Source organism: Streptomyces sp. SID13666 (assembly GCF_010548325.1).
Taxonomy (GTDB): domain Bacteria; phylum Actinomycetota; class Actinomycetes; order Streptomycetales; family Streptomycetaceae; genus Actinacidiphila; species Actinacidiphila fildesensis.
This window is the reverse complement of the sequence record NZ_JAAGLX010000013.1, coordinates 189052-202650: the sequence shown is the minus strand read 5'-3', so window position 1 is coordinate 202650 and position 13599 is coordinate 189052. Positions and strand designations below refer to the sequence as shown.

Sequence of the window (13599 nt, the reverse complement as noted above, 5' to 3'; positions counted from 1 at the left end):
GCCGGACGGAATGCGCTCCAGCACCCAGGGCAGGGCACCGGCCTCGTCCAGGCACGGCAGTACGACGTCGACGGGCGGTGTCGGTGGGTTGGTCACGCTCTTCACCCTACGAAGCAGAAACCGACATCTATCCCATTTAACCCTTACGAAAATCAGACGTCCTCATTCCCCAGTTCTATAGGCCTACTCCGGTCAGGTTGTTGTCGCAGGTCCGGTGTAGCCAGACGTGGTCACACCGTTTCAGGCTTCGTCATCCGGCGCCTTGTGCCCAGGTGGAGGTTGAGGACCTGGTCCGGCAGATGGAGAGCCAGTTGGCGGTGCGCCAGGATCCGTCTGCATCGGTGGCTGGGGGCGCGGGGTGCGTTGGCGCCACATGGAGGTAATCAGGCAGAGGGCTGAGGCGGCGAAGAGTGCGGCGGCGATGAGCAGCCAGCGGCCGAGGAATACGTCGGAGGGCAGGCCCGTAGCTAGGTGATAGCCGGGGACCTTGTTGAGGATCAGGGGGTACCAGGTGATCAGCAGGAGCAGTGCGACGAAGGTCGGCACGCGCAGGTAGTTGATCCACTGCTTTGGGGTGCGGTGGTGTTTCCCGGAACCGCCGCGGGAGCCCAGAAGGGCTTGTGTCGCACGGTCGGTGACGGTGTACAGGGGGAGCAGCACCAGATCGTGGATGAGGGCCGCTCCCACGAACCAGATCACGATGCGGAGGGTGTCACCTTTGAGGAGTCGGGTCCCTGCGTATGCGGTGAGGGCGAAGGAGCACAGGATGAGCAGCAGGTGCAGGGGGGAGGCGCCGTAGCGCGCGCGGACGCTTTTCACAGGGTGCTCCCGAAGGTGAGGCGGGTGACCCATTTGGTGTTGTGCACGCCGGGGTTGGCGGGGACGATGATGCGGGCGGGGTAGCCGTGGTCCGGGGTGAGATCGGCGCCGTTGACCCGCAGTGCCAGCAGCGAGCGGGAGTCGCGGACCTGGTTGTCCCGCAACACCGTTGACCGGAAGGCGCCGCCTCGCTGTACGGATTCCACCGCGACGCCCGGCGGGCGGTCGTGCAGGCCGACAAGGGCGGCCAGGTCGGCAAGTCGCACGCCGGACCAGTCCTGGTTGTCGGTGGACCATCCCTCCACGCATGCGATCGGCAGTGAGGCTCCGTGTTGCGGCAACGCCAGGACCTGGGCTCGGGTGAGGACGATCTGACGGGTGCCGGCGCGTACGGTCAGTCGCCACTCCGGCCCGATGTCACGGGCCCGGATGCCGACGTCGGCCGCCGTCTTGTTGATCTGAAAGCCGCCTGGACCCGAGCCAGGGTTCGGGCCGCCGTGCGGGGCCAGCAGTGCGACGCGGCGCAGTGGCCCGCCGATGCTCTGCCCCGCCGTGACGACCAGCAGGGCCGCGGATCCCAGGCCCACCATCCCCAGCGCGCCGCGTCGCGACATCGTCGGCGGGGCCGGCCGCGGTGAGACCAGACCTGTCGCGTCCATGGGTTCGGGCTCGGCCCGCCCCAGGGGGGTGCGCAACTCTGTGCGCATCCGACGGCTGCGCAGGGCGCGGACCACGGTCGGAATGCGGAAGGCGATATGGACGACGAACGCGCCGATGAACACCCATGCTCCGTAGAAGTGCAGGGTGTAGAAGGAGCCGGGGAAGATGTAGTGCAGTTGGATGTTGAGGATGCCCGTGATGAACTCGAACAGTGCGCCGCCCACCAGGAGCAGCAGTGCCAGGCGCTCCAGCGCGTGGCTGACCGAGCGCACCGGAGGCCACGAGAACAGCTTGGGGATCACCGACCACAGCTTGGCCAGCAGGATCGGGATCAGTACCACTCCCAGCGTGACGTGCACGCCTTGCAGGAGCCGGTAGAGCCAGTAGGGGTGGGTGGGCCAGGAGAACAAGTAGAACCCCAGAATCCCCTTGTCCGGGGTCTGGTCATTGACCGGCGACAAGTCCGGGTTGTACGCGGCGTAGGACAGCAGCCCGGTCAAGAACATCACCGTGATACCCACGAGCAGAATCAACCCGAACACGGATGTCAGCCACGGGCCGCGCAACGGGCTGCGCCAGAACCCCGGCCGGGCAGGACCCGGCGGCGGGCCCGCCGCCAACAACGCACGCAACCGACCAGGCCGCTCAGGCTTCGCCGCCGGGCTGGCACTGGCGGGGGAGGTATCGGGCTGCTGCGTAGCTTTGGGCGGGGGTTTCGCTGCTGGCTGCCCGGGGGTGCTGTCTGCCGGTGTGCTCGCCCCGTCCGCCGGAGGCTGCGGCTGCGGTTTGGGGGGTGGGCGGCGGGCGTCCTGTCCGTCGTCAGGGGCGTCCATCTCGGTTCCTTCCCAGTTACACACAGTGTCCGGGAAGACCGTACGTCGTAACCATTGGCGCACGGCGGTAGCGACTCCTTACGGTTCGCGCCGTTCTGCCCGCAAGGGGCACCGGGTGCGTCACTGGCTGGGGCGCACTGCGGCGCCGATCGCCTGCAGGCCATAGAAGTGGTTTGTCGGCCACCGACCAGCGGCGGAGACTTACCCCGGCCTGTCGGGGAGCCACAAGAGCAGGGCACCGTCTGCTATCTCGGCGAGCTGCCTTCTGCTTCGTGGATGGCGCGGGCGGCGTTGACCAGGCCAATGTGGCTGAGGGCCTGCGGGTAGTTCCCAAGAGCTTCGCCCGTGGCGCTGGAGACTTCCTCAGCGAGTAGGCCCACATCGTTGGCTTGGGCCAGAGCTGTTTCGAACACCTGCCGTGCTCCGGAGACATCACCGCTGATTGCCAGGGCGTGGGCGAGCCAGAAAGTGCACAGCAGGAAAGTGCCCTCCTGCGTCGGCATGTCGTCTTTGAGGTAGCGATGTACCAGCCCCCGCGCGTCCGTGAGTTGCGATCGGATTGCTTCGACGGTTGACCGCACACGGGGGTCGTTGCCGGGAAGGAATCCCACCAGGGCCAGCACGAGGGCGGAGGCGTCCAGTTCCTCGCTGCCGAATGCCTGGGAGAACGCTCCCATCTGATCGTTCCAGCCCTCTCCCTCGATCGTGGTGCGGATCTGCTCCCGGATGGCCTTCCAGTCCTGGACGCGATCGGCTGCTTGTAGGGCCGGTGCCATGTCGATGGCACGGTCCAAGGCGACCCAGCACATGAGCTTGGAGTGCAGGAAGTGCCGGCTCGGTCCGCGCACCTCCCAGATGCCCTGATCGGGTTCGCTCCACCAGCGGGCCGCTGCCTCCACCGCCTGTACGAGAAATGTCCGGACCGGCAGGTCGAGCGGCGTGTCGTTGGGCAGGCATTGGTGGGCGGCGTCGAGGAGTTCGCCGTAGACGTCCAGCTGCCGCTGTCGCCAGGCGTCGTTGCCGGTGCGTACCGGGGCGCTGTGGCGCCATCCCGTCAAGTGGGGCATGGGCCGTTCGCTCAGGTCACGTTCGCCTCGGATGCCGTACATGACCTGTAGGTCCACGCCGCGCTGCAGCTGGGTGGCTGCGGCGCGGGCGAGGAAACCGAAGAAGGCGCCCTTTTCCATGTCGCAGGATGCGGTGGCCAGGGCTTGGAGGGTGAGTCTGGCGTCGCGTACCCAGGTGTAGCGGTAGTCCCAGTTGCGGTCTCCGCCGATGCTCTCGGGGAGCGAGGTGGTGGCGGCCGCCACGATCGCCCCCGTCGGGGCGAAGGTGAGCGCCTGCAGTACCCGCCCGCTGTGCTCGACCTGCTCCTGCCACGGCCCGCGGTAGGCCTGGTGCAGCGCTGTCCAGGATCGCCAGCTGTTGGTGGTGTCCGCCAGGCGCCGTCGGATGCGTCGTCGGCTCCACGGTCTGGGCTCGTCGCCCCAGGCGGGGTGGGCGTGCAAGGCCATGTCGAGCCGGTCACCAGCTCGCATCATGATCTCGCAGCGGGCGGTGGACTGCTCGATCGCGAGTTCGATCGGTACAGACAGCATCAGGCTGTGGGAGCCACCGCGCGCAATAAGGCCTCCTTTGACCGGCGACATCAGAGGGTGGACCAGGCCGAATTCCGGCCGCGGCGCGTAACTGACCTCAACCACCACACTGCCCTCGCTGCAGGTGACCTGCCGCAGGAGCGCCCCGGGGGATGCGCTGCCGAGCGCATGGCCTCGCTCTCTGCGTCCCACGGCGAGCGCATCCACCAGGACGACCGTCCCAGTACGGGTGCGGAACGTCGTCTCGAGCACCAGGGCGCCGTCCCGGTACCGCCGATTGACCTCGGTACTTCCCCACGGACGAATGGACCAATGACCCGCATCGGTGTCAAGCAGGCAGGCGAAGACTGCCGGACTGTCGAAACGCGGCAGGCACCACCAGTCCACTGACCCGTCCGAGCCCACCAGGGCGGCCGACCGGCAGTCCGACAGAACCGCGTAGTCATTGATCGGACGCTCACTCACTCACCTGCAGCCTCCTGCGGTCGGGGGCCTTGGGAACATGCCAGTTGCCATCGGGATGGTCACTGAATCATGGTACGGACCATATGCAATCAATTCCGATATATAGCCGTAAAGTTGCGCTGAGTGAGTCTCGCGTCCGAGCGTCAACTCGCCGGGGTCGGCGCGGGTCGAGCGGAATCGGCAACGATCTGCAAGTGGCCCATCGCTTGGCGGTAGGACCCAGTCCGTGATGCGGCAACTTCGGATGTTGCGCGAGTTCAGGACCTGCCGGCGCAGGTAGTCCGTGCTGCTGTCGGTGGCCTTGGGGAGAGGTCCGGCCGCCATCCAGTCCGGTGCAATACCGGACAGTTCACGGGTGGCAGGTCTGCACAACGTGGATGCGCGCGACAGCACCGACGCCAAGCGGCGGGTGGGTCGACGAACGGTGGTGCTTCTCCGCCACCCATAACAACGGGGTGGCGGCCGGCCGGTCCCCGGGGCGGCGGACGTGCGGAGTCTGTCAGGTACCGCAGGCGTCGGTGCTTATCGCGGGTCACCTTTTCGGGCGGTGGTGGTCTCGGCACCCATTTCGGCTTCGGCCTGTGCGGCGATCGCCTCCTGGCGGGCCCGGTCCTGCGGGTCCAGGTAGTCCAGGTGGTTCCAGCGCGCGGTGTCGTAGCCGGTGTCGGCGTTCCACGGGTAGACCGCGCTCCACGGCCGGTTCCACGCGCGTTGCAGGTCCTGCCGGGAGCTCAGGCGGTCCCGGCTGTCGAGGAGGGCGTCCTTGGTCAGCTTGTCCAGGTGTCAGCGGGCGGTGTTGGCCGCGTCCTGCACGAGGCTGTCCAGGGCGAAGGCCATCTTGTAGCCGGGCGTGCCGTAGTGATCGTCGCGCTGCTCGGCCAGCCGCGGCGCGAGGAATGCGTCGATGGCCTCGACGTCACCGCCGGTGATGTCGTTGGTGTAGTGAAGGGTGCGGTTGAGTGCGGCGGGGTCGGTCACGGGCGGGGGAGTTCCGTCGGTCGCGGCAAGGGTCCGACGGGGCGTCTTGTCGGGTCTGCTGCATCGAATAGGGAATGTTGTCCGAGGCGATGGACCAGGAGAGGTCGCGACGAACTCGCGTCACGGTTTCGCGGACAAGCGGCATCCGGACGCTGGCTGCCCCGGCGAACAGGACCGAACGCGACCGGAATCCCTGCCCCGGCACAGGGCCCGACTCCGTTCCGGTAGCGTCGCGAGCACCAGGCCTTGTTGTCGCACTACTCCGCGTCCCGCTCGTTGTCGGCGGCACTCTTCTCCCGCTGGACCCATAGGGGGCAAAACGGCAGCCCGATGCGATACGGCGAACTGGATGATCACTGACGCGTTCCGGGAGGTGCCCGGCCCTGAGGACGGGCGATTCCGCCGACCGGTTGTACTCGATGGCATCGCGTCCGGCACGCTGGAACGGTCTGCCCGGCTGAATCACGCTCTGGGCCGGTGTGGTTATCCGTCCGGGCCTGCGGGGGTGTGAGAGACCGGGGCATGGAACCGGTCCCGAAGGCGTTGCCGCGACGATTCATCCTGGCCACCGGCGTCAGCCTCCTGATGGCCGGCTGCGCCCAATTCGCCGAACCTGCCGAGGGAGAACCCGGCGCTACTCGTACGGGCCGGACGTCCATCACACCGACCACAAACGCCATGCCACTTCCACCAGCAGCCGCGGCGGCACCCCCCGCGGCGGTGCCCGTTCCCGCTGAGCCGGCTGAACCCGCTCTACGTACGTCACCGTTGTACGAACTGTCGAACCCGGATCGCACGGCCATCGCGCTGACGTTCGACGATGGCCCGAACACGGAGTACACCCCGAGGATTCTGGCGCTTCTGGCCCACTACGACATCCGTGCCACGTTCGTGGTGGTGGGTCAGAACACCGCTGACAACCCGAGTGTCCTCGCACGGATCTATGAAGCCGGGCATCAGATCGCCAACCACACCTGGTCCCATCCCGACCTGCGTCGTCTGTCGTCCGGGGGCGTCCGCGACGAACTGGAGCGCACCAGCGACGTCGTCGAGTGGGCCACCGGTGGATGCCGTACCCGTTGGTTCCGTGCTCCTGGTGGCGACTTCTCTCCCAAGGCGCTGGATGCGTGTTTCCAGCTGGGGATGAGTCCTCTGGCGTGGAGCGTGGATCCTCAGGATTGGCGATGCCCCGGCCAGAATTACATTGCCTCGACCGTGTTGAGCACGGTCAAGCCGGGGGCCATCATCCTCAATCACGACGGTGGCGGAAACCGGGCCCAGACCCTTGCCGCTCTCAATGACTACATCCCACGTCTGTTGGACGCCGGCTACACCTTCACCACGCCGTGACCGCGCGCGACCGACCCAGCACAGCGGAGGCCAGGAGACAAGTCCGGGGGTTGAGGCACTCCTGGGCGACCGTGCCGTCAGGGCTTGGTGAGGTTGGTGTAGAGCTTGGCCCAGGCGATGTCCTGTGCGGTGGCGGGCTTGGTGTCGCAGAAGGGCAGCGTTCCCTTAGCGGTGTAGTACTTCATCATCGCCAGGACGGCCAGGGTCTTGGCATCACTTCCCCCGGTGTAGTCCTGGCTGGGCAGCACGCTCTGGTGGGTTCGGCAGGTGGGTTTCTTGCTGTCGGAGGTGGTGTCGAGTGCCCCGGTGCGTGTGGCGGAGGAGCCGCAGTCGGTGAGGGCGAGCGCGCCGAGCACGAACAGGGTGGCCCAGCGGGTACGAGCACGTGATGCCATGGTGGTCTTCCTGCTTTCCGGAGTGATGGAGAGGCCGAGGTGCCTGTTCACAGCGGCATGGCCCGCAGTGCGGTGCCCATCCCGACGGCCAGGATGAGTAGTGCGGTGCCCAGCGGGGTGATGCGTGCGCCCCACGTCGCGAGCCGGCCGGCCCGTCCGCCGTTCAGGGCCGGGATCCGGTCGCGCAGTTTCAGCAGGAGCAGGCCGGCGGCGGCGAGGGTGGCGGCCATGCCCAGGCCGTAGCAGAGGACGAGGACGACGCCGAAGGCGGTTCTGCCCAGGGCGATGGAGCCCAGCAGGACGACCAGGGCGGAGGGGCTGGGTACGAGGCCGCCGGCGATGCCGATCCCGATGAGGCCGCCCTTCTTACGGCCGCTCGACCCGCCGAGATGATGGTGACCGAACAGCCCATGGCTGTGCCCGTGCCCCCCATGGCTGTGGCCGTGTGGGTGATCGTGGCCACTGTGGCTTTGGTGGCGCTGCTCGTGGTGCTGGTGAGCAGTAGCGCTCGGCGCCGCATGGTCGTGGTGTGACTCGGGTCCCGTGGCGAGCGCTGCCTCTGTCGTCGTGCCGGCTGCGGCGACGGCCGGGTTTCCGACAGAAGCCGTGACGAGTTCGTCGGCTCCGACGGGCTCGGCGGCGGCGGCGACCGCCACGTCGTGGCTGTGCGGATGGTCGTGGCCGTGCTCGTGGTTGCCGTGGGTGTGGCCGTCGTGTGCGGGGGCCCGGTCCGCGGACCGGGCCCCCGCCCGGGTGCGCGCGGTGCGGAGGGCTGCGGGTAGGAGCCAGATTCCGGCGGCGATGATGACGAGGCCGCTGATGGTGCCGAGCCAGGCGAGTGCCTGTTCGCCGACGAGTGCGGAGGAGACGCTCAGCGCGGTGCCCAGGACCAGGACGGACGCGGTGTGGGTGAGAGTGACGGTCGTGGCGACCGTGACCGCGTCGCGCGGCCGGCCCTGCCGGCCGGCGAGGTAGGCGGCCATAATGGTCTTGCCGTGTCCGGGCAGCGCGGCATGTCCCGCACCCAGGACGAGGGCCAGCAGTACGGCGAGCAGTCCGACGGGAAGGGTGAGCCGGTCCCGGTCCGTGAGGGACCCCAACCGTGCGTCCAGAGCCGCGTACCAGCCGCCCAGCAGTCCCGAACCCGGCGCGTTCGCCGCGACGGCCCCCGGGCCGTTGCCGAGGGTGACGCGGGTGTGGCGGGCGTCGGGCGGATTGGACAGCAGGTCGGCGGGGTACTTCCGCAGCTCGTTGGAGATGGAGGCGGCGGGGACGTCCGAGGAGCCGATCCGCGTCCCGTCGCCCTGGGCGGTGATCTCGTGCCAGCCGATGTGGGACGGATCGACCCCGGTGGTGAGTTCGAGGGTTCCGGTGGCACCCAGGTCCGCGGGCGCGCTGAATCGGCACTCGAGCCGGCCGGTGTCGAGACCGGCCTGGCCCCGCACGAGCCGGTAGTCGGTCGTCATGACCTGGAGGTGCAACGAGACGGCGCGTGAGGACCCGGTCCCTTGGGGTTGGGCGGTCGCACGGATTGCGCGGGCGATCGTGGCGCAGGTGGTGCGGGCGTGGGTGGCGGCTTCGGCGGCGCTGAGCCGGCCGTCGTGATCGCTGTCCAAGGCCGGCATGGCTTGGAGGGTGGGGATCTCGGCGGTGTCCACCACCACCAGGTCATCGACCCGGTCGGAGTGGAGCGTCAGACCGTCGTACCGGTTGACGGTGAAGTTCCCCAAGGGGTGGGCGGACGCGACCGGTGCGGCCAGGAAGAAGAGCACCGGGATCCCGGCGAGGAGAAGTGCGGCGCGTCGTGAGTGGGCACGGATACGGGTCATCGTTGTCCTTGGAGGCGGGCCAGGCGCGCTTGTGCGTCGGGTGCGCGCAGCGGGGAGAAGGCGGGGTTGGCCGACAGGGCGCCCGTCAGGTCGGTACGCGCGGCCTGGTCGTCGCCGATCGCCTGTTCGATGACGCCGCGGTGGTAGCGCAGCGTGGCATCGCGCCAGCCGAGCCGGTTGGCCTCTTTCGCCAGGGGCAGCGCTTCTTCGTCTCGTCCGGCCCGGTGCAGGGCCCAGCTCAGGGCGTCGGCGACCAGCACGCTGTGGCGGCGGCCCCATTCGGCGGTGAGCAAGGTGACGGCGAGCCGCGGGTTGCCGTGGTCGGCCTGGTACTGGCCGAGGTTCAGGTCGTCGACGACGCCGTTGGCGGCGAACAGCTTCTGCTCGGCCTCCAGGACGCTGTACTGCGCGCGGGCCTCCGCGGTGCGGCCCTGGGACTCCAGGAGTTCGCCGAGTTCGAGCACGTACTGGGGTTGGGGGACGCGGGTGATGGCTGCCTGGTAGTCGGTGACGGCTTGGGCGGTCCGGCCCAGCGCGGCCTCGGCGCGGGCGGCGCCGGCGAGGGCGGCGGTGTAGGTCGGATCCAACGCCAACGCCTTGCGGTAGTGCGTCAACGCCACCGTGGTGGAACCCGTGTTGAAGGACAGCTCGCCCAGGTAGTGCTGACAGAACGCCTGGTCAGCCGGGTTGGACGCGTCCTCCAGTCCGCGTTGGAGGGCTTGTGCCGCCTCATCGGTCCGGCCTTGCAGTTCCAGCGTGTAGGAGGCGCGGGTGAAGGACGCGGTCGAGGGGTGCAGATCCAGCATCCGCTGGACGGCGGCCTGGGCTCCGGCGTCGTCGCCGAGTTGGGTCAGGGCGTCGGTGAGTGCCCCGTAGGCGGCCCATGCGTACGGATCGCCGGCGACGGCCTGATCGGCCCAGGTGCGCGCCTGGGTGAACTGGTGCCGGGCGTTCGCGAGTCCGGCCATGCCGGTCTGCGCGGTCGTGTTGACGTCCGGTTGCAGCGTCAGCGAGCGCCGCAATGCCGTTTCCGCCTTGGGGTACAGCGTCGGGTCGACGGTGAGCCGGGCCTGCTCGACGTATGCGGAGCCCAGTTGCGCCCACGATGCGGCATCGGCCGGCTGTAGGCGCAGCTTGTCCTGGAGCTGGCTGACCACCGCACCGATCGACAGCGCGGTATGGGCCGCGTCGGCCGCCGGAGCGGGCGCCGCCGTGGGGGGAGAGGAGTTGGAGGTGTGTTCCAGTGCCGCGAATCCGGTCAGGCCGGCACACAGCGCGGCGGCGGTGGCGATCAGGGCGAGGCGGCGCATGAACGACATCCCTCATTAGCGGTTGTTGCGTACCGGTATGAACGACAGATTCGGGCCCAGCGCGGACGAACCTGCGGCTGGATCGTTGACAAGGGCCGGTGCGGGCAGGTGGCGTCGGCCCGCACCGGCCTGTGGGGGACTAGCCGGGATTAGCCGGCCTGGTTGACCGAACCGGTGTACGGCAGGGCGACGTACGGGAACGTGGTCCCGAACGGGGCGCCCGGCCCGTTGACGCCGTCACCGGCGGCCAGCGCCTGGATCAGGTGACCGGGAGTGGCGCCTTCGAGCGCCTGGATGGCGATGTCGATGACGTCGTCACCCATGCGGCGGCCGTTGGGGAAGCCCTGGAAATCGCCGTTGAGCACGCCGAGCCGGTCCGGCATGGCCGTGACCGGTGTCGACATGTTCAGCCGCAGTTCCTCGGCGGGAACGAACCGCTTCTTGTTGATGTCGAGGTTCATCAGCTGCGAGTTCAGGTCCACGGCCAGCGGCCCGTTGGTCGCCTTCGCGATGCCCGTCAGGAAGATCTCCTGGAGGTCCTTGCGGGGGGTGGCGGGTGCCGGGATGCCGTAGATGCCCTGGATGAGCTTGGGCAGCTCGGGGTCGAGGACCTTCGCGACGACCTTCGGCTGGTTGTGGTCCTCCGACGGCGGCAGCGCGTTGAAGGCGTTCTTCAGCCCTGCCGGCACGACGGCCTCGTTGACCAGCGGGTTGCCCAGACGTGAGACCTGCACGTACTTGCCCGTGGGGGTCTGCTTGCCGGGGCTGAGCTGCATGGTGCGCCGCTCGGTGGAGCTCCACACGCCGATGACCGGGTTGCGCTTGGCGTTGCCCTTGTAGGCGAGCTTGGACTTGGGCACCTGGATGGACAACGTGTTGACGTTGTAGCCGTTCAGGGTGTTGTGGCCGGTCTCGGAGAGGTCGCCTCCGTAGAGCAGGTCGAAGACCCGCAGATCCAGGAAGAACGGGTCCGCGGCCTGCGTGGCGACGGTCTGACCGCCACCGGGCAGCTTCTGCGTGGCCTGGTTGCGGAGCCTGCCGTAGTTCGGCATGGACGCCTTGCCGACGTTGGACGGCGTGGCGATACCGTCCGCGACGAGCGTGACCGGCTTCTTGCCCGCGCGGATCTCCTGCAGGCAGTAGTGCTGGCGGAACAGCAGCGTCTTGTCGTTGAGGTTGTTCACGACGCCGTTGTTGTACAGGAACGTCTTCTCGCCGCGCAGGTCCTCGTTGCGGAACGTCCACCGGTAGGTCAGGTCCGGCTTGCCGGTGCCCTGGCTGTCGATGTTGATGTCGTAGTGCGCGTCCTCAGCGAACGGATAGAAGTTCGGCCCACCGTTCGGCTCCTGGAACGGGATCCAGTTGGCCGTGAGCGTCACCGTGTCGGACTTGTCCGGGCTGGTGAACGCGTACAGGTCGGTGTTGTCGACCTGCGGGTCAGCCGCGATCAGCGGTGCTTCCCGGTGACTGGACGCCTGGCCGACACCCGTGCCGGGCCCTGCCAGCGCGGCGCCGGCGACTGCCGAACCGAGCGCGAGCAGCATCGCCGCGGACTTCCACCGACTGCTGCCGGCGGGTGATGCGTTTGCGGTCATGAAGATTCTTTCTCTCGCGAACGTGGGGACGGTCTCGGAGGTTTGGACCTCCGCATGCTCTTCGGAGCCAAGCGCACTGCGGATTGGCTCCGATAGGAAACTCCACTCAATGGAGAGAGTTTTCCAGCCACCCCGCCGATGGATTTAATGGGACTATTTTCTGCCCAGGAATCAAGATGCCCAGGTCATGCGGGTGGTCGAAGAGGCTGGATGATCGTTTCTGCTCTGCATCCCGTGCTGCGCAAGAGGATTACGCGTTTAATTCTCTCGACCGGAACCCCCAACCAGCGGGTCCATAAAGGTATCGCCGTTGGCCTGAACTTATGCGGCCATTTGAGGGTTGGCATCGCCCGGTCGCACAGGTGGACGATATTGTGAGTGGCCTCGGACTCGCGGTTCGGTAGATTGCTTATTCTTTACTGCGCATCAGTTGCAAGTAGGAACTCCATGCTTCTACGGTGAATGAGCTACGCCTGACCGGACCGGAAGAAAGCAGTCCCATGGCGCTCACCTCCACCTCCCCCGCTCCTTCGTCAACTCTCGTCGCGCCGGTATCGCGCTGGGCGCGCCTGCGCACATCGATGACCAGGCAGGAATGGACGCGCCTTGGCGGCATGGCCGCGTTCATCCTGGCGTTGCATGTGATCGGCTGGTTCACGCTGGTGGTGATCGTCGCACCGGAGCACTACACGGTGGGCACCAAGGCGTTCGGCATCGGGATGGGGGTGACCGCGTACACCCTCGGCATGCGGCACGCTTTCGACGCCGACCACATCGCGGCCATCGACAACACCACCCGCAAGCTCATGGGTGAGGGTAAGCGCCCGCTCTCGGTGGGCTTCTGGTTCTCCCTCGGCCACTCCAGCATCGTCTTCGTCCTTGCGTTCCTACTCTCGCTGGGCATCAAGGCCCTTGCAAGGCCGGTCCAGGACGACAATTCGAAGCTCCACCACCTGGCCGGCCTGATCGGCACCACCGTCTCCGGCGCCTTCCTCTACATCATCGCGGCCATCAATCTGGTGATCCTGGCCGGGATCTGGAAAGTCTTCCGGAAGATGCGCACCGGTCGCTTCGACGAAGTGGCCCTGCAGGAACAACTGAACAACCGTGGCTTCATGAACCGCTTGCTCGGACGGGTGATGAAGTCGATCACCAAGCCCTGGCAGATGTATCCGCTCGGCCTGCTGTTCGGCCTGGGCTTCGACACGGCCACCGAGATCGCCCTGATGGTCCTTGCCGGTTCCGGCGCGGCCTCCGGGCTTCCCTGGTACGCGATTTTGTGCCTGCCGGTCTTGTTCGCCGCAGGCATGTCCCTGCTGGACACCATTGACGGATCGTTCATGAACGTCGCCTACGGCTGGGCGTTCTCCAAGCCGGTCCGCAAGGTCTACTACAACCTCACCATCACCGGGCTGTCCGTCGCCGTCGCTCTCATCATCGGGACCGTCGAACTGTTCGGACTGCTCGCGGACCAACTCGATCTGCACGGCCCGTTCTGGGACTGGGTCGGTGGTCTGGATTTGAACATCATCGGCTTCATCATCGTCGGCCTGTTCTTCACCACCTGGATCATCGCCATTGGGGTCTGGAAGTTCGGCCGCATCGAGGAGAAGTGGACAGTCGGGCTGCACTCCGCCGAGCCCTCCGCCGACTGAACCCCTCGCGGGCCCCGGCCGTACGTCAGCGCTCACGCCGGTCACCGAACGTGAACCTGGCGGTGTGAGCGTGCTGGTCTGCGGCATCCTCCGGACGGTCTTCGTGACGCAC

10 protein-coding genes and 1 pseudogene are annotated in these 13599 nt (G+C 67.5%); 2 read left to right on the top strand and 9 right to left on the bottom strand.

Annotation, left to right across the window (positions count from 1 at the left end; all coding sequences use genetic code 11):
* The 5 genes and pseudogenes from G3I60_RS45540 to G3I60_RS19445 all read right to left on the bottom strand — a co-directional run.
* Positions 1–105, bottom strand: a pseudogene (locus G3I60_RS45540) (glycosyltransferase); the annotation flags it as partial.
* 135 nt (positions 106–240) lie between these two features.
* Positions 241–819, bottom strand: coding sequence for a hypothetical protein (locus tag G3I60_RS19460; RefSeq protein WP_343241041.1), 579 nt, complete (start codon positions 817–819; stop codon positions 241–243).
* Entirely contained in the window at positions 816–2312 is a 1497-nt protein-coding gene (locus tag G3I60_RS19455) for a molybdopterin-dependent oxidoreductase (RefSeq protein WP_203673301.1), read from the bottom strand. The genes G3I60_RS19460 and G3I60_RS19455 overlap by 4 nt, the downstream gene beginning before the upstream one ends.
* Before the next feature lie 245 nt (positions 2313–2557).
* Positions 2558–4375 carry a glycoside hydrolase family 15 protein gene (locus tag G3I60_RS19450; RefSeq protein ID WP_164294196.1) on the bottom strand — a complete coding sequence of 606 codons (1818 nt, stop codon included), beginning with the start codon at positions 4373–4375 and terminating at the stop codon, positions 2558–2560.
* 783 nt (positions 4376–5158) lie between these two features.
* Complete coding sequence (locus G3I60_RS19445) at positions 5159–5353, bottom strand: hypothetical protein (protein WP_164294195.1); 195 nt, start codon at positions 5351–5353, stop codon at positions 5159–5161.
* Between the two features lie 768 nt (positions 5354–6121).
* On the opposite strand from G3I60_RS19445, the gene G3I60_RS19440 reads away from it, so the two are divergent.
* Positions 6122–6703: a polysaccharide deacetylase family protein gene (locus G3I60_RS19440; RefSeq protein WP_164294194.1), complete on the top strand. Its 582-nt coding sequence runs from the start codon at positions 6122–6124 to the stop codon at positions 6701–6703.
* 77 nt (positions 6704–6780) lie between these two features.
* Here G3I60_RS19440 and G3I60_RS19435 read toward each other — a convergent pair whose 3' ends face one another.
* The 4 genes from G3I60_RS19435 to G3I60_RS19420 all read right to left on the bottom strand — a co-directional run bounded on the left by G3I60_RS19435 (position 6781) and on the right by G3I60_RS19420 (position 11832).
* Entirely contained in the window at positions 6781–7098 is a 318-nt protein-coding gene (locus G3I60_RS19435) for a hypothetical protein (RefSeq protein ID WP_164294193.1), read from the bottom strand.
* Between the two features lie 47 nt (positions 7099–7145).
* Positions 7146–8927 (bottom strand): nickel transporter, encoded by a 1782-nt coding sequence (locus G3I60_RS19430; protein ID WP_164294192.1) that lies wholly within the window; start codon positions 8925–8927, stop codon positions 7146–7148.
* Positions 8924–10237 carry a tetratricopeptide repeat protein gene (locus G3I60_RS19425; protein WP_164294191.1) on the bottom strand — a complete coding sequence of 438 codons (1314 nt, stop codon included), beginning with the start codon at positions 10235–10237 and terminating at the stop codon, positions 8924–8926. The genes G3I60_RS19430 and G3I60_RS19425 overlap by 4 nt, the downstream gene beginning before the upstream one ends.
* 149 nt (positions 10238–10386) lie before the next feature.
* A complete protein-coding gene (locus tag G3I60_RS19420; RefSeq protein ID WP_164294190.1) occupies positions 10387–11832 on the bottom strand; it encodes a DUF4331 domain-containing protein in 1446 nt (481 codons plus the stop codon).
* 581 nt (positions 11833–12413) lie between these two features.
* On the opposite strand from G3I60_RS19420, the gene G3I60_RS19415 reads away from it, so the two are divergent.
* Positions 12414–13487, top strand: coding sequence for a HoxN/HupN/NixA family nickel/cobalt transporter (locus G3I60_RS19415; RefSeq protein ID WP_164294213.1), 1074 nt, complete (start codon positions 12414–12416; stop codon positions 13485–13487).
* Positions 13488–13599: the final 112 nt, after the last annotated feature.